The sequence below is a fragment of the Streptomyces sp. GS7 genome (genome assembly GCF_009834125.1).
In the GTDB taxonomy this organism is placed as follows: Bacteria; Actinomycetota; Actinomycetes; order Streptomycetales; family Streptomycetaceae; genus Streptomyces.
Map to the genome: position 1 here is coordinate 6,160,073 of NZ_CP047146.1, position 17,031 is coordinate 6,177,103.

General features: G+C 71.6%; 13 protein-coding genes and 2 pseudogenes. 3 read left to right on the forward strand and 12 right to left on the reverse strand.

The annotated features are described in order from the left end of the window. Positions 1-133: 133 nt before the first annotated feature. Positions 134-1,168, forward strand: coding sequence for an FAD-dependent oxidoreductase (locus GR130_RS26835; protein ID WP_201305009.1), 1,035 nt, complete (start codon positions 134-136; stop codon positions 1,166-1,168). 170 nt (positions 1,169-1,338) lie between these two features. Here GR130_RS26835 and GR130_RS26840 read toward each other — a convergent pair whose 3' ends face one another. Continuing rightward, on the reverse strand, positions 1,339-3,225 hold the full coding sequence (locus GR130_RS26840; protein ID WP_159510245.1) for a Xaa-Pro dipeptidyl-peptidase: 1,887 nt from the start codon (positions 3,223-3,225) through the stop codon (positions 1,339-1,341). 169 nt (positions 3,226-3,394) lie between these two features. On the opposite strand from GR130_RS26840, the gene GR130_RS26845 reads away from it, so the two are divergent. Then, positions 3,395-4,882, forward strand: a complete 1,488-nt coding sequence (locus GR130_RS26845; RefSeq protein ID WP_159507091.1) for a M1 family metallopeptidase — start codon at positions 3,395-3,397, stop codon at positions 4,880-4,882. A 50-nt stretch (positions 4,883-4,932) separates the two neighbouring features. Here the strand turns inward: GR130_RS26845 and GR130_RS26850 are convergent, their stop codons facing one another. The 6 genes and pseudogenes from GR130_RS26850 to GR130_RS42040 form a co-directional block, all read right to left on the reverse strand. Further along, positions 4,933-5,793: an oxygenase MpaB family protein gene (locus GR130_RS26850; protein ID WP_236573520.1), complete on the reverse strand. Its 861-nt coding sequence runs from the start codon at positions 5,791-5,793 to the stop codon at positions 4,933-4,935. 11 nt (positions 5,794-5,804) lie between these two features. Further along, positions 5,805-6,014: a DUF2236 domain-containing protein gene (locus tag GR130_RS26855; RefSeq protein WP_159507093.1), complete on the reverse strand. Its 210-nt coding sequence runs from the start codon at positions 6,012-6,014 to the stop codon at positions 5,805-5,807. Between the two features lie 80 nt (positions 6,015-6,094). After that, a pseudogene (locus GR130_RS41660) lies at positions 6,095-6,163 on the reverse strand (hypothetical protein); the annotation flags it as partial. Positions 6,164-6,509: 346 nt separating this feature from the next. Continuing rightward, positions 6,510-7,004 carry a macro domain-containing protein gene (locus tag GR130_RS26860; RefSeq protein ID WP_159507094.1) on the reverse strand — a complete coding sequence of 165 codons (495 nt, stop codon included), beginning with the start codon at positions 7,002-7,004 and terminating at the stop codon, positions 6,510-6,512. 152 nt (positions 7,005-7,156) lie between these two features. Next, entirely contained in the window at positions 7,157-8,599 is a 1,443-nt protein-coding gene (locus tag GR130_RS26865; protein WP_159510246.1) for an amino acid permease, read from the reverse strand. 131 nt (positions 8,600-8,730) lie between these two features. Beyond that, positions 8,731-9,491, reverse strand: a pseudogene (locus GR130_RS42040) (AMP-binding protein). 113 nt (positions 9,492-9,604) lie between these two features. Here GR130_RS42040 and GR130_RS26875 point away from each other — a divergent pair. Then, positions 9,605-10,351, forward strand: coding sequence for a MerR family transcriptional regulator (locus tag GR130_RS26875; protein ID WP_159507095.1), 747 nt, complete (start codon positions 9,605-9,607; stop codon positions 10,349-10,351). A gap of 36 nt (positions 10,352-10,387) precedes the next feature. On the opposite strand, the gene GR130_RS26880 is transcribed toward GR130_RS26875, so the two are convergent. The 5 genes from GR130_RS26880 to GR130_RS26900 form a co-directional block, all read right to left on the reverse strand. Further along, positions 10,388-12,616, reverse strand: coding sequence for a 3-hydroxyacyl-CoA dehydrogenase NAD-binding domain-containing protein (locus GR130_RS26880; RefSeq protein ID WP_159507096.1), 2,229 nt, complete (start codon positions 12,614-12,616; stop codon positions 10,388-10,390). 32 nt (positions 12,617-12,648) lie between these two features. Beyond that, positions 12,649-13,863, reverse strand: coding sequence for an acetyl-CoA C-acetyltransferase (locus tag GR130_RS26885; protein ID WP_159507097.1), 1,215 nt, complete (start codon positions 13,861-13,863; stop codon positions 12,649-12,651). An 88-nt stretch (positions 13,864-13,951) separates the two neighbouring features. Continuing rightward, entirely contained in the window at positions 13,952-15,094 is a 1,143-nt protein-coding gene (locus GR130_RS26890) for an acyl-CoA dehydrogenase family protein (RefSeq protein WP_159507098.1), read from the reverse strand. Between the two features lie 102 nt (positions 15,095-15,196). Beyond that, entirely contained in the window at positions 15,197-15,445 is a 249-nt protein-coding gene (locus tag GR130_RS26895) for a hypothetical protein (RefSeq protein WP_159507099.1), read from the reverse strand. Then, positions 15,445-16,611 (reverse strand): CaiB/BaiF CoA transferase family protein, encoded by a 1,167-nt coding sequence (locus tag GR130_RS26900; RefSeq protein WP_201305011.1) that lies wholly within the window; start codon positions 16,609-16,611, stop codon positions 15,445-15,447. Before GR130_RS26900 ends, GR130_RS26895 begins: the two co-directional genes overlap by 1 nt. Between the last annotated feature and the right edge of the window lie 420 nt (positions 16,612-17,031).

Here is a 17,031-nt window from a genome sequence, read left to right on the forward strand (position 1 = left end):
GGCGTGGGTACGCGGACACGGGTGGCGGGATCCGAGGGGCGTCATCGGCCGACGGTGCTGCCACCAGCGTAAGGTCCGGATCTGTCCGGGCCGCTGCCGGAGGGTTACCCGAAGATCACGGGAGGGCGCGCAGATGGCGAAGAGCGTGGTGGACACCGCCGAGGACGTCGGGGTGTGTGTGGTCGGCGGCGGGGTGATCGGCCTGACCTCGGCGGTCGTGCTGGCCGAGAACGGGTACCGGGTGCGGCTGCTGACCCGCGACGCGGCCGGCGACACGACGTCGGCGGTGGCCGGGGCGCTGTGCTGGCCCTACCTGATCCAGCCGTACGAGGACGCGGTGCGGTGGTCGCTGCGCTCCTTCGAGGTGCTCGCCGGGCTGGCGGAGCGGCCGGCGGAGACCGGCGCGCGCATGGTGGCCGGCATCATGGCGGAAGTTGCCGCCGACCCGGGCCCGGACGGCCTCGCCGCCTGGTACGACGCGGTCCCCGGGATGCGGCCCGCGCGCCCCGACGAGCTGCCCGAGGGGTACGGTTCCGGCCGGCGGGCGCGCACCCCGCTCGTGGACATGCCGGCCCATCTCCGGTATCTGGAGCGGCGGTTGGCGGCGGCCGGCGGGGTCGTGGAGCGGCGCGCGGTCGCGTCGCTGGCGGAGGCGGGCCGGGGCGCCGGCGCGGTCGTGAACTGCTCCGGTCTGGGTGCCCGCGAGCTCGTCCCGGATCCGCAGGTGTACCCGGTTCAGGGGCAGTTGGTGATCGCGGAGAACCCCGGCATCGACACCTGGCTGGCGACCGCGGACTCCGCGGCGGGCGAGACCGCCTACGTCCTGCCGCAGCCCTTCGGGGTGGTCCTGGGCGGTACGGCGCGCGAGGACGCCTGGTCGCGGGAGCCGGACCCGGCGGTGGCGGAGGCGATCGTGGCGCGCTGCGCACGGTTCTTCCCCGCGCTGGCGCGGGCCCGGGTCCTGGCCCACCGGGTGGGGCTGCGCCCGGCCCGTCCGGCGGTGCGGCTGGCCGCGGAACGGCTGCCGGACGGGACGCGGTGCGTCCACAACTACGGGCACGGGGGTGCGGGGGTGACCGTGGCGTGGGGGTGTGCGGACGAGGTGCTGCGGCTGGTGCGGGCGGGCGGCGCCGCTCAGCAGCCCGTCGGCGTCCCGGCCCCGGGCTGACGGCGGGCCCGCCCGCCGGGCAGCGGCCGTACCGTCGCCCGCCGCGGGTGCCTCGGCGGGAAGGCAGCCGGCCCGGCGCCTGTCGTCGGGCGCCGGGCCGGCCGTCTCGGCGCCGGTGAAGGCGCCGTCACGAGGGGTGCCTCCCTTCGGTCACGGGGTGGGGATCGCGGTCACGGGGTGGGGATCGCGTGCGCGGTGACCGGCGCCCCGCCGGTCAGCGGCAGCCGCGCCGCGGTGCGGGACAGGTCGAGGGTGAGCCGCGGGTGGGACGCGGGCGGGTCGATCAGTCCGGCGTCGGTGCCGGCCACGATCAGCGCGAGCCGGTGCCCGGCGGGCACGATGTGGTCGGTGGCGGCCAGGTCGAGGGTGATGGTGTACGGCTTGCCGGGGGTCAGCGGGCGGCCCTTGCCGGGATCGGCCCAGTGGCCGAGGTCGGCCCAGCCGCGGCTGAAGACCGTGTAGCCGGCCTTCTCGACGTCGGCCGCGGTCTCCTTGAAGCAGCCGGTGTCGCCCTTGTTGCCGGCGCCCCAGCAGGTGCGCTTGTCGAGGGTGACGATGCCCTCGCCGTCGGCCGCGTAGTTGCGCAGGGTGGCCGGACCGAGGTCGACCAGGACGGCGGAGAGATGGGCCGAGGAGGTGCTGGGGGTGGCGGTGACGGTCACCGTGCCGGAGCCCGACAGCCGCAGCGGTGCGGTCAGCGGCCCGGTGGTGAACCCGGCCTTCGCGGGCGTCGCCTGGTCGATGTGGGCGGCCCAGTCCGTCTCGCTCTGCTTGGGGTCGTCGGTGAAGGAGGCGGTCGCCCCCTTCGGCGCGGGCTGGGCGCCCAGGACGCCGACGCCCGCGGTGGTCCCGTTGCGGGGGTGCAGGACGACGGGCGCGGTGCCGGCCGCCGGCCAGTGCGCGTCCGTCGACCAGGTGTCGGGCGCCCGCTCGACGTCGGCCATCGGGGCGCGCTCGATTCCGTTGTCGTAGCCCATCAGGTAGTGGTCGAACCACTGGTGCAGGGTGTGCACCCAGTCCGCGCGGCGGTAGTCGAAGGGGTCGACATGGCCGGTCTGGGAGAGCCAGATCTTGCGCTGGACGCCGTGCCGGGCGAGCGCGTCCCACCACTGGCCGAAGTGCTTGGTGCGGACGTTGAGGTCCTGCATCCCGTGGACGAGGAAGACGCTGGCGCGGACCTTGCCCGCGTTGCGGACGTAGTCCCGCTCGGTCCACAGGCCGGTCCAGTCGCCGTTGCGCGGGGCGCCGTCGACCAGCTTCTTCTGTACGGCGGCGCAGTGTTGCTGCGCGCCGGAGCTCTCGACCTCGTGGGCGAGTTGGTCGGGGCCGGAGTTGTAGAGCGGGGCGCCCTTGGCGAAGTAGTAGTCGTACCAGGAGGAGATGCCGGAGATCGGGACGATGGTCTTCAGGCCGGGGACTCCGGTCGCCGCGACGCCGTTGGCGATGGTGGCGTCCCAGCTCTTGCCGATCATGCCGGTGCTGCCGTTGGACCAGCCTGCGGTGACGGGTTTGCCGCCGGTGCGGGCGGTGTAGGCGCGTCCGCGGCCGTTGAGCCAGTCGACCACGGCCTTGGCGGACTGGATGTCGGAGCGCCCGCCGACGTCGACGCAGCCGTCGGAGCGATTGGTTCCGGCCAGGTCGACGAGGACGACCGCATAGCCGCGGGGCACGAAGTAGTTGTCGTAGAAGAGCGGGAACTGGACCGGGCGCCCTTGTGCGTCGTAGGTCTTCTTCTGGCTCTCGTTGCCGCGTCCGCAGCAGGAGTAGTAGGGGCTCGCGTCCATGATCACCGGTATGCGGTGGCCCTGGCGGGCGGGTTCGGAGGGGCGCATGATGTCGACGGCGACCCGGTCGGTGTGCCCGTCTCCGTCGCCGTCGAGCCGGGTGTCCACCCAGACCGATTCGCGGATCGCGTGGTCGTAGGAGTAGACGGGGCCGCTCTCGCCGGAGGAGGGGGCCGCACCTGCCGGATGCGGGGCGATGAGCAGCCCGAACAGGGCGAGGGTGATCGCCACCACGAGCGTTTTCCAGGGGATGTGGGGAATTCCCGTACGTATCGTCACGGGCGGACGGTAGCGCGGGTCAACTCCCGTGCAGAAGGGGGTTTTCCGAGGTCCGTGTCGACCAGATGTCGGTCATGTGTCAGATGAGGCCATGGACATGACGTGCCACTGATGAGTACATAAGGTCCGAAGGGATCCACCTCCCCTACGAGTTGGAGGACTCGTGCGTCACAGACTTCTGGTCCCGGGCGCTGCCGCGCTCAGCCTGCTGCTGGCGATCCCGGCATCGGCCGCCGACTTCACACCGGGCGCCCCGGGTGTGGGCGACAGCTACTACCCCTACAGCGGCAACGGCGGGTACCGCGTCTCCCACTACGACCTGCGGCTCAAGTACCAGCCGAAGACAGACCTGTTGGAGGGCACGGCGACGCTGCTCGCCAAGACCACCCAGGACCTCTCCCGCTTCGACCTGGATTTCGGCCTCAAGGTCAGCGAGATCCGGGTGAACGGCAAGAAGGCCACCTTCGCCACCTCCGGCAAGCACAAGCTGGAGGTCACTCCGGCCGCGGGGCTGGAGAAGGGCAAGGACATCAGCGTGGTCGTCCGCTACGCGGGCAAGCCCTCGGAGCTGAAGATCGACGGCTTCACCGCCTGGGCCCGTACGCCCGACGGCGGGGTGGTGGCCCAGGAACCGGACTCGGCCGTGTGGTGGTTCCCGAGCAACGACCACCCCAGCGACAAGGCCACGTACGACATCTCCATCGCGGTCCCGGACGGCACCCAGGCGCTCAGCAACGGCGTGCTGGCCTCGCAGACCTCCAAGCTCGGCTGGACGCGCTACAACTGGCGCTCGGACAAGCCTCAGGCGACGTATCTGACGACGCTGGCCATCGGCAAGTTCGACATCACCACGGACAGGACCGCCGACGGCCTGCCGGTGATCAACGCGGTCAGCCCGGACCTCGGCGCGAACCTGGGGTCGGCGCGGGCGAGCATCGAGCGCACCGCCGAGGTCACCGAGTGGCTGGAGAGCGTCTTCGGCCCGTACCCGTTCAACTCGGTCGGCGGCTACGTCCCGAACGTCCCGGCGCACTACGCGCTGGAGACCCAGACCCGCCCGTTCTACGGCAAGGCGGCCTTCGACAAGGGCACCAACGTCTCGGTCGTGGTGCACGAGCTGGCCCACCAGTGGTACGGCGACAGCGTCTCGCTCAAGGACTGGAAGGACATCTGGATCAACGAGGGCTTCGCCGCCTACAGCCAGTGGCTGTGGTCGGAGAAGGAGGGTGAGGGCACCGCGCAGCAGCTCGCGGACTACGTCTACGCCCAGCACCCGGCGAACGACCCGTTCTGGACGGTCAAGCCGGGCGACCCGGGCGCGGACAAGCAGTTCGACACGGCCGTCTACGACCGCGGTGCGCTGGCCATCCAAGCGCTCCGCAACAAGGTCGGCGACAAGGTCTTCTTCGGCATCCTCAAGTCCTGGCCGACGGAGAACAAGTACGGCAACGCCTCGGTCGCGGACTTCGTGGCGTTCGCCGAGAAGAAGTCCGGCAAGCCGCTGGCCGACTTCTTCCACACCTGGCTGTTCCAGCCGTCCAAGCCCGCGGCGGGCGCGGGTGTACGGGCGTTCGCTGCCTCCGGCCTCGTCGCCCAGCCCAAGTCCTGGAAGCAGATCGCGGCCACCCACGCCATGCACGTCGGCCACTGAGCCGGCCGGTGGGCGGCGCCGGGGCGATCCCCCGGCGCCGCCCACCGCCGCTAGCGGCGGGCCGCCCGGTACGCCCGGCGCGCCCGCCGCGCGGGCGGCATGAACCGCAGCCGCTCCGGCAGCAGCGGCACCACGATCCGCACCACCCGCCCGAACCGCCGCAGCCGCCGCTCCTGTTCGTCGGTCCACTCCAGTCCGATGGCCTGCCGTGCGTCCGGCGGCATCAGCCCGATCGTGACGAACCGACGGAAGCGCGCGAACCGCGGCAGCAGCAGCGGCCAGGTCAGCCGCAGCAGCCACCGCACCGCCCGCGGGCCGCGGTCCGGCGGCGGCAGCGGCCGGTCGGTGGCGATCAACTCCCGCACCACGGCCGTCTCTTCGAGCTCGTTGTCGAGCACCTTGCGGTAGTACGGCCAGAACTCCTCGATGGACTGCGGCATATCGCGGTCGTGGATGCCGAGGACCCGGCCGACCTGGAGCCACTCCGCGTAGAGCTGCCGCTCCTGCGCCGGGGTGAAGGGGCGCCCGAGATAGCGCTGGGTGTGCTGGAACACCGGGAAGCCGGTGGCATGCACCCAGGCGTAGTGGGCAGGGGTGAGTGCGTGGTAGCTGCGGCCGTGGGCGTCGGTGCCCTGGATGGTCCGGTGCAGCTTCCGCAGCCGCCGCCCCTCCTCGGCCGCCCGCTCCCCGCCGTAGACCCACAGCTGAAGCGAGACCAGCGAGCGCTCACCGCGCCCCCACGGGTCCGTGCGGAACACCGAGTGATCGTCCACGCCGGCCCCCACCGCGGGGTGCGCGACCTGCAGCGTCAGCGCGGCGGGCAGCGTCAGCAGCGTCCGGATGTCCCCGACCAGCGACCAGAGCACGCCTCCAGGCGGCGGGGGATTAGGGACCATCCGTACCGTATTCATATCATTACTCATCATACGGTGGCCCCCAGCGGTCGCCGGGTATGCGGGTCTGTCCCGGGCCGGCGGGTGTTCCGGTACGCCAGGAACATCGCCGGGGCGATCCGCGGCGGCGGCACCAGGGCCGCCAGGCAGTGCACCACGCGGGCGAACCGCCGCAGCCGCCGCTGCTGCCGGTCCGTCCAGCGCAGCCCGAGCCGCTCACACAGCACGGGCGGCGGCACGCCGACGGTGACCGGCAGTGGGCAGCGAGCGCGGCGAACGGCCGCCACAGGAACGCCGGGAGCCACCGCACCGGCGGCTTCCGCGGATGGGCCAGCTCGTCGAGGACATCGCGCACCGAGCGGTTCAGCTCCAACCGCTCGGCAACCACGGCTTCGCAGTACGCACAGAACGACGCCCAGTCCGACGGAAGATGACGGCCTGTCAGCCCGCGAGGACCTGCACTACGTCCTCTTCCGCAACGGGCATGCCCGGCCCGCCCGTTGGCAGAACACGGCGATCAAGGAGGAGTCGGCACCCTGGACCGTCTCCCGCCGGGGCAAGGACTACACCTCCGCCGACCCCTCGGACCACTATCCGCTGCTCGGCGACTGACCGGCGGACGCCCCGTCCCGGTGCGCCGGCCGTCGGCACCGCCAGCGGCCGGCGGCGACCGCCGGTCATCCGTGGCCGGCGGCGACCGCCGGTCATCCGTGGCCGGCGGCGACCGTCGGTCGTCAGTGGTCGTAGACCGTCACCGCCACTCCGCGCCCGACGAGCCGCGCGGATATCAGTGGCTCCACCCGGGACCACCTGCCGCCCGCCAACCCGCAGCCGATACGCGGCATATGGACCGAGGCGCCGAGCTCCAGCGCCTTGTCCGCCACCCGGCCCAGCCCGGCGGCTATCGCCTCGTACCGCACCGGAGCGCCCTTGCTGCCCGTCCGTATCCCCCGCTGCCCCACGAGATTGGCCACCCACAGGCGATCCGCGACCGGCACGAACTGGGCGGCGCCCAGGCCGAAGTCGTTCCGTGCGCGCTCGCGGTGCCAGCGGCGGTAGGCCCGCTCGGGCTCCGGCCAGCGCCGGGAGACGGCGAGCACGAAGCCCTTGCCCCAGCCCCCGAGGTCGTTGCACACATGCACGATCATCTTGACGCCCTTGCCCTGCGGCACCGTGGCGTCTCCTGTGACATAGACGATTCCCATGGCATCCCCCGTTTCCTCAGCCATGTCCCCACGGTACGGGCGACCACTGACAATCGGCCCGGAGCGCAGGATCGGGCCGCCGCTCCGGGCACCGCGGAGCGTGCGAAAGGGCGGCTGCGGAGCCCGTCGGGTCTCCGCAGCCGCCCTCGGTCACTCGGGCGCGCCTGACGGCGCGGCTACTCGGCGAGTTCGCGTTCCCGGGCGATCCGGTTGACCCGGCCGCGCACCGCGAACCAGCCGCCGACCAGCGCCGCGGCCAGGACCGGGATCAGCATCACGGTCTGCCGGCCGACGCCGTCGTCGAACCACATGAGCACGATGACGCCGACCAGGAAGGCGATGGTGGCGATGTCGGTGACCGGCGTGCCGGGGAGGCGGAACCGCGGACGCTGCACCAGCCCGGCCTTCGAGCGCCGGACGAACACCATGTGGCAGATCATGATCGTGCACCAGGTGCTGACGATGCCCAGTGCCGCGATGTTGATCACGATCTCGAACGCCTTGCCCGGCAGCCAGTAGTTGAGCCCGACACCGAGCACGCACACCGTGGAGGTGAGCATGATGCCGCCGTACGGCACCTGGTTGCGGTTCATCCGGCCGGCGAACCTGGGCGCGGAGCCCGCCATCGACATGGAGCGCAGGATGCGGCCGGTGGAGTACAGCCCGGAGTTCAGGCTGGACATCGCCGCGGTGAGCACGACGAGGTTCATCACGTCGCCGGCGTGCGGGATGCCGACGTGGGACAGCACGGTGACGAAGGGGCTCTCGTTGGCGCTGAAGGCGTTCCACGGCAGCAGCATCGCCAGCAGGACCACCGAGCCGACGTAGAAGACGCCGACCCGCCACATGATCGAGTTGACGGCCTTGGGCACGACCTTGTGCGGCTCGCTGGTCTCACCGGCGGTCACACCGACCAGTTCCACCGCGGAGTACGCGAAGACCACGCCCTGGAGCACGATCACCACGGGCAGCAGACCGGTCGGGAAGATGCCTCCGTTGTCGGTGATCAGATGCAGACCCGGGGTGTGGCCGTCGACCGAGTGCTGGGTGGCCAGCAGGAAGATGCCGATGAACATGAAGACGACCAGCGCCGCGACCTTGATGATCGCGAACCAGAACTCCATCTCACCGAAGATCTTCACCGAGATCAGGTTGATCGAGAGCACCACCGCCAGCGCGATCAGCGCCATCACCCACTGCGGGATGCTGGTGAACAGGCTCCAGTAGTGCGTGTACAGGGCGATCGCGGTGATGTCGGCGATACCGGTGGTCGACCAGTTCACGACGTACATCCAGCCCGCGACGTAGGCGCCCTTCTCACCCAGGAACTCCCGGGCGTAGGAGACGAACGAACCGGACGACGGGCGGTGCACCACCAGCTCACCGAGGGCCCGGACGACGAAGAAGGCGAAGAGGCCGCACACCGCGTACGCGATGGCCAGCGCCGGTCCGGCGGAGTGCAGCCGGCCGCCGGCCCCCAGGAACAGACCCGTGCCGATCGCCCCGCCGATGGCGATCATGTTGATGTGCCGGCCCTTCAGCCCCTTGCTGTAACCGGCGTCACCGGCGTCCTGCCGGGTCCCACTCCCCCCGTCTGATGACCTCTGTGCTTCATCGATGACGGTTTCTGCGCTCACTGCTGGTTCATCTCGCTTTCAGGGAGATCAGGACCGAAGACCGGCTCCGCGGATCGCGCGAACGGCCGACGGCACACCTTCCCCGGAAACCGCTCCCCCGTCTGTGCGCAAGATCACATGGCGCACATTCGCTCCATGAGTTGTCCGTATTTGTGGCGAATAACACGGCGCCCAAGCTTCAACGACGGCGTTAGTTCGCCACTTTCGGACCCCCACTCCTCGCTCAGCAGCGAAATTCCCTTGACCTGCTCCGTGCGGTTCAGCGGGGCGTTGGCGGCCTCGACGGCCCTCTCGGCCTCCCCCCGGACGGCCGGGTGCCGGGCCTGCTCCGCCACCGTCCCCGCGATGCCCCGCCGCGCCGCCCAGGCCGCAGCCGGCTCGGCGTCCAGCACCTCGGCCTTCGCCCGGGCGTACCCGGCCGCCGGCTCCGCGGACGGCCGCTCCCCGCGCTGCCGGCAGTCCACGTGGGCGCGGGCGCACCCCCCGCCTCCTCGACCGCCGCCCGCGTCCACGGCGAGCCGGGCCCCGCCGTGCCGGACGACATGGGCGGTCCGGCCGGGAGCCGCGGTGCCGTAGACGGTGACCGGGACCGCGCCGAGATGCGCCAGGGCGAGGTCGCTGAGCCCGTGCTCGGGGCGGTTGCCCATCATGAGGAGGACGATCTCGCCGCGCCGTACGCCCAGCGCGCGGTACCGGCGGCCGGCTAGCCGACCCGGCGGCGGACCTCGGCCCAGCCGAGCGTCCGCCGGCCGGTCCCGTCCGGCGCGCGCCAGGACAGGGCGGGCAGTGCGCCGTGGTCCTCGGCGTTGCGCAACAGCAGGGCGGGCAGCGTGAGTTCGCCCGGATCGCCTGGCATACGCAGGATCGTGGCCAAGGCGGCATCCCGAGGGCATGGGCCTGATCTGCGGACCGAACGGGTTTCCTCACGGCGGCGCCGAGCGGTGAAGAAGGTTTCACAAAAGTGGTGAGACAGCAATACTGTTGAACATGATGGAGTCCGCCCCCGACCTGACGGTCGACGAACTGGCCGCCCGCGCCGGCGTCACGGTCCGCACGATCCGCTTCTACAGCACCCGCGGTCTGCTGCCGCCGCCCGAGATCGGCCCGCGCCGGGTCGGCCGCTACGGACCGGACCACCTCTCGCGGCTCGCGCTCATCGAGGAACTCCAGCACCAGGGCCTGACCCTGTCCGCGATCGAACGCTATCTGGCGCAGCTGCCACCCGACCTGAGCGCCCAGGACCTGGCCATTCACCGGGCGCTGGTGGCCAGTTGGATCCCGGACACGGCGGAGGACGCGACCAGGGAACAGCTGGAGCGGCGGGCCGGCCGGGAGCTGACCGAGGAGGACCTGGACCGGCTGGCGGCGATGAGCGTACTCGTGCGGACCGCGGACCCGCAGGTCTACCGGGTCGATCCGGGGCTGCTGCATCTGGGGACGCGGCTGCTCGATGTCCCGATCGCGCTGGAGACGATCCTCGCGGCGCGCACCGTCGTCATCGAGCACACCCGCTCGGCGGCCCGTGAGCTGAGCCGGCTCTTCAAGGACGAGGTATGGGGTCCGTACCGCGACGGCGGGCCGGACGAGGAGGAGATGGCGCGGATGAAGTCGCTCTCCGCCCATATGCAGCCGATGGTCGTGCAGGCACTGGTCACCGCCTTCCAACGGTCGATGAAGGAAGAGCTGCGGGAGTGGTTCGGCAGGGGCGAGGGCGGCGGCCGCAGCGAGGGCTGACGGGGGCGGGCCGTGGCGGCCCGCCCCCGGCCCGGCTCAGTCGCCGAACCGCTCCCCCTTCTCGGCCTTCTCGACCAGCAGCGCACTGGGCGCGAAGCGCTCGCCGTAGGCCGCCTGCAACTCGCGGGCGCGGGCCACGAATCCGGGCAGGCCGACCAGCTCCTCCCGGCCCGCCCCGGCGGCTTTCTCCCGCCCTGGCCCACCCTGGTACCCGTTGATGTACTGGAGCACACCGCCGGTCCAGCCCGGGAAGCCGATGCCGAAGAGGGAGCCGATGTTGGCGTCGGCGACGGAGGTGAGCACGCCCTCTTCCAGGCAGCGGACGGTGTCCAGCGCCTCGGAGAACAGCATCCGCTCCTGCATGTCGACGAACGGGATGGCGGCGCCCTCCTGCTGGAAGTGCTCGCGCAGCCCCGGCCACAGACCGGTCCGCCGGCCGTCCTCGCCGTAGTCGTAGAAGCCCGCGCCGCCGCTGCGCCCGGGGCGCTCGAACTCGTCCACCATGCGGTCGATGACGGCGTCGGCCGGGTGCGGCTGCCAGCTGCCGCCGGCCTCCTCGACGGCCCGCCTGGTCTCGTTGCGGATCTTGCGCGGGAGGGTCAGGGTCAGCTCGTCCATCAGGGACAGCACCTTGGCCGGGTAGCCGGCCTGGGCGGCGGCCTGCTCGACGGAGACCGGGTCCAGGCCCTCGCCGATCATCGCCACGCCTTCGTTGATGAAGTGGCCGATGACGCGGGAGGTGAAGAAACCGCGGGAGTCGTTGACGACGATCGGCGTCTTCTTGATCTGGCGCACCAGGTCGAAGGCGCGGGCCAGTGCCTCGTCACCGGTCCGCTCGCCCTTGATGATCTCCACCAGCGGCATCTTGTCGACCGGCGAGAAGAAGTGCAGACCGATGAAGTCGGCGTCCCGCTCGACGCCTTCGGCGAGCAGGGTGATCGGCAGGGTGGAGGTGTTGGAGCACAGCAGCGCGTCGGGCGCGACGATGTGCTGGATCTCCTTGAACACCTTGTGCTTGAGGGCCACGTCCTCGAAGACCGCCTCGATGACGGCGTCGCAGCCCGCGAGGTCGGCCGGCTCGGCGGTGGGCGTGATCCGCGCCAGCAGCTCGTCGCGCTGCGCCTCGGTCGTCCGCCCCCTGGCCAGCGCCTTGGCGAGCAGCCCCTCGGAGTACGCCTTGCCCTTCTGCGCCGCCTCCGGGGTGACGTCCTTGAGGACGACCTGGATACCGGCCTTCGCGCAGGCGTAGGCGATCCCGGCGCCCATCATGCCGGCGCCCAGCACCGCGACCTTCTCGACCGTGCGCGACGCGATGCCCTTGGGGCGGCTGGCACCGGAGTTGACGGCCTGGAGGTCGAAGAAGAACGCCTGGATCATGTTCTTGGAGACCTGGCCGGTCACCAGCTCGACGAAGTAGCGCGCCTCGATGGTCTGGGCGGTCTCGAAGTCGACCTGGGAGCCCTCGACGGCCGCGGCGAGGATGTTGCGCGGCGCCGGGTACGGCGCGCCGTTGAGCTGCTTCTTGAGGTTCGCGGGGAACGCCGGGAGGTTGGCGGCGAACTTCGGGTGCGCCGGTGTGCCGCCGGGGATCTTGTAGCCCTTGAGGTCCCAGGGCTGCTGGGACTCGGGGTGGGCGTCGATGAACTCCCGGGCCTTGGCGAGCAGTTCCTCGGAGGACTGGGCGACCTCGTGGATCAACCCGTTGTCCTTGGCGCGGGTGGCGTTGTACTGCGTGCCCTGGAGCAGCACCTTCAGCAGCGCGTCGGTGATGCCCAGCAGCCGGACCGTACGGGTCACCCCGCCGCCGGCGGGCAGCAGGCCGAGGGTGACCTCGGGCAGGCCGATCTTGGTGCCGGGGGTGTCCAGGGCGACGCGGTGGTGGCAGGCCAGGGCGATCTCGTAACCGCCGCCGAGCGCCGCGCCGTTGATGGCGGCGACGACGGGCTTGCCGAGCGTCTCGATGCGGCGCAGGTCGCGCTTGATGCCGTTGCCGGCCTCGAACGCCTGCTGGGCCTGCTCGGGGGTGACGGCGATCAGGTCGCGCAGGTCGCCGCCGGCGAAGAAGGTCTTCTTGGCGGAGGTGAAGATGATGCCGCGGATGCTGTCCTTCTCGGCCTCCAGGCGGTCGGCGACCGCGGTGAGGGAGGTCTTGAAGGCGTTGTTCATGGTGTTGGCGGACTGGTCCGGATCGTCCAGGACCAGGGTGACGACGCCGGTCTCGTCCTGCTCCCAGCGGATGGTCGACACGGCAGCGGATTCACTCATGGTTCGTACTCCGTAGTGGGTGGGACGAGGGGTCAGAGGCGCTCGATGACGGTGGCGATGCCCATTCCGCCGCCGACGCAGAGGGTGGCCAGGCCGTAGCGCTTGTCCTGCCGCTCCAGTTCGTCGATGAGGGTGCCGAGGATCATCGCGCCGGTGGCGCCGAGGGGGTGGCCCATGGCGATGGCGCCACCGTTGACGTTGACCTTGTCGAGGCTCAGGCCCATGTCCTTGACGAAGCGCAGGACGACGGCGGCGAACGCCTCGTTGATCTCGACGAGGTCGATGTCGTCGATGGTGAGTCCGGCCTTGGCGAGGGCCTTGCGGCTGGCCGGCGCCGGGCCGGTGAGCATGATCGTCGGCTCGGATCCGGAGACCGCGGCGGAGATGATGCGGGCCCGCGGGGTGAGGCCGTAGCGCTCGCCGACCTCCTTGGAGCCGATGGCGACCAGTGCCGCGCCGTCCACGATGCCGGAGGAGTTGCCGGCGTGGTGGACGTGGTCGATCCTCTCGACCCAGTGGTAATTCTGGAGGGCCACCGCGTCGAAGCCGCCGGCGTCCCCGATGGCGGCGAAGGACGGCTTGAGGACCGCCAGGGAGTCGGCGGTGGTGCCGGGGCGCATGTGCTCGTCGTGGTCGAGGACGAGCAGGCCGTTGCGGTCGCGCACGGGGACGACGGAGCGCTCGAAGCGGCCGTCCTTCCAGGCGGCGGCGGCCCGTTCCTGGGACAGCGCGGCGAACTCGTCGACATCGCGGCGGGAGTAGCCCTCGATGGTGGCGATGAGGTCGGCGCCGATGCCCTGGGGCACGAATCCGGTGTCGAAGTTGGTCATCGGGTCGGCGAACCAGGCGCCGCCGTCGGAGGCCATCGGAACCCGCGACATCGATTCGACGCCGCCCGCCAGCACCAGGTCCTCCCAGCCCGAACGGACCTTGGCGGCGGCCATGTTGACGGCTTCGAGGCCGGAGGCACAGAAGCGGTTCTCCTGGACGCCGGCGACGGTGTCGGGCAGCCCGGCGGCGATCGCGGCGATCCGGGCGATGTCGGATCCCTGGTCGCCGACCGGTCCGACGACACCGAGGACGATGTCGTCGATCGCGGCCGGATCCAGGTCGGGGAAGCGCCGGCGCACTTCGTGGATCAGGCCGACGACCAGGTCGATCGGCTTGGTGCCGTGCAGTGCGCCGTTGGCCTTGCCACGGCCTCGGGGGGTGCGGATCGCGTCGTACACATACGCTTCGGTGCTCACAGGAAAGCCTTTCTTTCCGGCCGGGGCCCGGGGGCCCGCGGCGTCAGCCGCTGACGACCCGGGCCTGGGGAGGCGCAGTCGGGGAGGGTCAGCCGAGCAGGGAGCGGCCGATGATCTCCTTCATGATCTCGGTCGTCCCGCCGTAGATGGTCTGGATGCGGCCGTCGGTGAACGCCTTGGCCACGCGGTACTCGGTCATATAGCCGTAGCCGCCGTGGAGTTGGAGGCAGCGGTCGGCGACCCGCTTCTGGAGTTCGGTGGCCCACCACTTGGCCATGGAGGCGTGCACCGCGTCGAGGGTGCCGTCCGAGTGGTCGGCGATGCAGCGGTCGAGGAAGGTGCGGGTGACGGCGCACTCGGTGGCCATCTCGGCGATCTCGAAGCGGATGTGCTGGAGCTTGGCCAGCGGCCGTCCGAACGCCTCGCGCTCCTTGACGTACCGGGTGGTGATCTCCAGGAGGTGCTCGGCGCCGGCGATCCCGGCGATCGCTATGCCCATGCGCTCCTGCGCGAGGTTGGTCATCAGGTGGACGAACGCGCCGTTGAGCTCACCCAGCAGGTTCTCCTTGGGCACCCGCACGTCGCGGAAGAACAGTTCGGCGGTGTCCTGGGACTTCTGGCCGATCTTGTCGAGGTTGCGACCGCGCTCGAAGCCCTCCATGCCGCGCTCGACGACCAGCAGGCTCAGGCCGTGCGCGCCGCCCTCGGGGGTGGTCCTGGCGACGACGATGACGAGGTCGGCGAGGATGCCGTTGGAGATGAAGGTCTTGGAGCCGTTGAGGATCCAGTGGTCGCCGCGGTCCTCGGCGGAGGTGCGGATGCCCTGGAGGTCGGAGCCGGCGCCGGGCTCGGTCATCGCGATGGCGGTGATCGTCTCGCCGCTGCAGAAGCCGGGCAGCCAGCGGTGCTTCTGCTCGTCGGTGGCGAGGGAGGTCAGGTAGGGGCCGACGATGTCGTTGTGGAGTCCGATGGCGAGCCCGGCGGCCCCGGCCCGGGTGAACTCCTCCGCCAGCACCGCGCTGTAGCGGAAGTCGCTCTCCCCGCCGCCGCCGTACTCCGCGGGCACGGCCAGTCCGAGGAGCCCCTGCCGGCCGGCCGCCCGCCAGGCGTCCCGGCTGACGATGCCGTCCTTCTCCCACTGCTCGTAGTACGGCGTCACCTCCTTGGCGAGGAAGGTGCGTACGGTCTCGCGGAAGGCGTCGTGGTCGTCGGTGAAGAGCTGGCGCTTCACGCTGTTGTCCCTTCGAGGAGTGGTGCGGGGCGGGCGGCGGGGCGGCTCGGCAGGGGTTCCGGAGGCCGGCGGCCGGGCGGACGCGGCATCGGCGCGGTCCCCTCAGAGCCGGTTCCTGACGGTCTCGATCGGCTTCGCGGGGCCGGGGCCTATGGGGTGGACGTTCACGATGGCCGGGCCGATCCCGGCGTGCTCCGTGCGGTCCGCCGGGAAGCGCATGGCGGTGGGCGCGCCGAAGCCGTACGCCTCGGCGGCCCGGACGGCGCCCGGTCCGGCCCGTTCCGGGGCGGCGGCCTCTTCGGCGGCCTGGCGCGGAGCGTCGGCGTACTGCGGCGCGGTGGCGGGTTCCATCAGCCGACCGGGTCCTTCCGCTCGGTGCGGCACGGGTCTTCGGGCGGGACCGCGAGGCTGGGGATCCGCCAGTCGCGGGCGACCTGCTCGGTGTCCGCGCCCGGCTGGGCGGGGGGTCTGCGCAGCGTTCCGGGGGTGTCCGAGAAGCGGGGCGCGGGGGCGGGCTGGGTGATGCCGGCGTGGTCGACGAAGGTGCCGCGGGCGGCGAGATGCGGGTGCCCGGGGGCCTCGCGCAGCGACAGCACGGGCGCCACGCAGGCGTCGGACTCCTGGAAGACCGCGGTCCACTCCTCCCGCGTACGGGTCAGGAACCGGGCGGCGATGGCGGTCCGCAGCTCGTCCCAGGCGGCGAGGTCGTCGCGGGCGGGGACCTCGTCCTCGATGCCGAGCAGGCGGATGAATTCGGCGTAGAAGCGCTGCTCCAGCGCGCCGACGGCCATATAGCCGCCGTCCGCGGTCGCGTACGTGCCGTAGAACGGCGTCCCGCCGTCGAGCAGATTGGCGCCGCGCCGGTCCTGCCAGCCGCCGGCCGCCAGCATGCCGTGGATCATGGCTGTCAGATGGGCCGTGCCGTCGACGATGGCGGCGTCGACGACCTGGCCGCTACCGCCCTCGGCGCGGGCGTGCTGGAGTGCCGCGAGCACGCCGATGACCAGATAGAGCGAGCCCCCTGCGTAGTCGCCCAGGAGGTTGGCGGGGACGGCGGGCGGGCCGTCGGCCGGGCCGATCATGCCGAGGGCGCCGGTGATGGCGATATAGCCGATGTCGTGCCCCGCGGTGCCGGCCAGCGGGCCCTCCTGTCCCCAGCCGGTCATCCGGCCGTAGACCAGCCGCGGGTTGCGCGCCAGGCACTGCTCGGGCCCGACGCCGAGCCGCTCGGCCACACCGGGGCGGTACCCCTCGACGAGGACGTCGGCCCGCTCGGCCAGGTCGAGCACCTGCGCCACCCCGGCGGGCTGCTTCAGGTCCACCAGCACCGAGCGTTTGTTGCGGTTGGTGATGTCGTGGGCCGGATCGATGCGCAGCCCGGCGCCTCCGGGCCGGTCGACCCGGACGACGTCGGCGCCCAGATCGGCCAGCAGCATGGCCGCGAAGGGGCCGGGGCCGATGCCGGCGAGCTCCACGACCCGCACCCCGCTCAGCGGGCCGTTCCCTGACTGCGTCATCGCGCCCCATGCCCTCCGCACTGTGACACTTCTGATGTAACACTCGTGATGTTAAGAACGTGTTCCACTTTCCACAAGCCCCCCGAGCCAAGTGGCCACCACCGGAAAAGCCCACGCCGACGATGCTCAACTGCCATCGCCGTCGCGGGCCTTCGCGCGCCTGCCTCCGCCGCGCCGCTATCCCCCGCCGCACTCGGCGATGAACTCCCCCGGGGCTATGCAGCGGCGGGGCTGCGCCGTCGGTCCCGCCGTCCTCGCCATGCCTGCCTCCACGTCCGTTCCCCCGTCCGGCACCGGCCGCGGTGCCTCCCGGCGGGCCGCGCGTACGCCCGCGCCACCCATCGCGTTCCACGCTAACCGCGACCACTGACAACGGCCCGCGCAGCGCCGAACGCCGGGCCGGCGGAGGGACAATGCGGC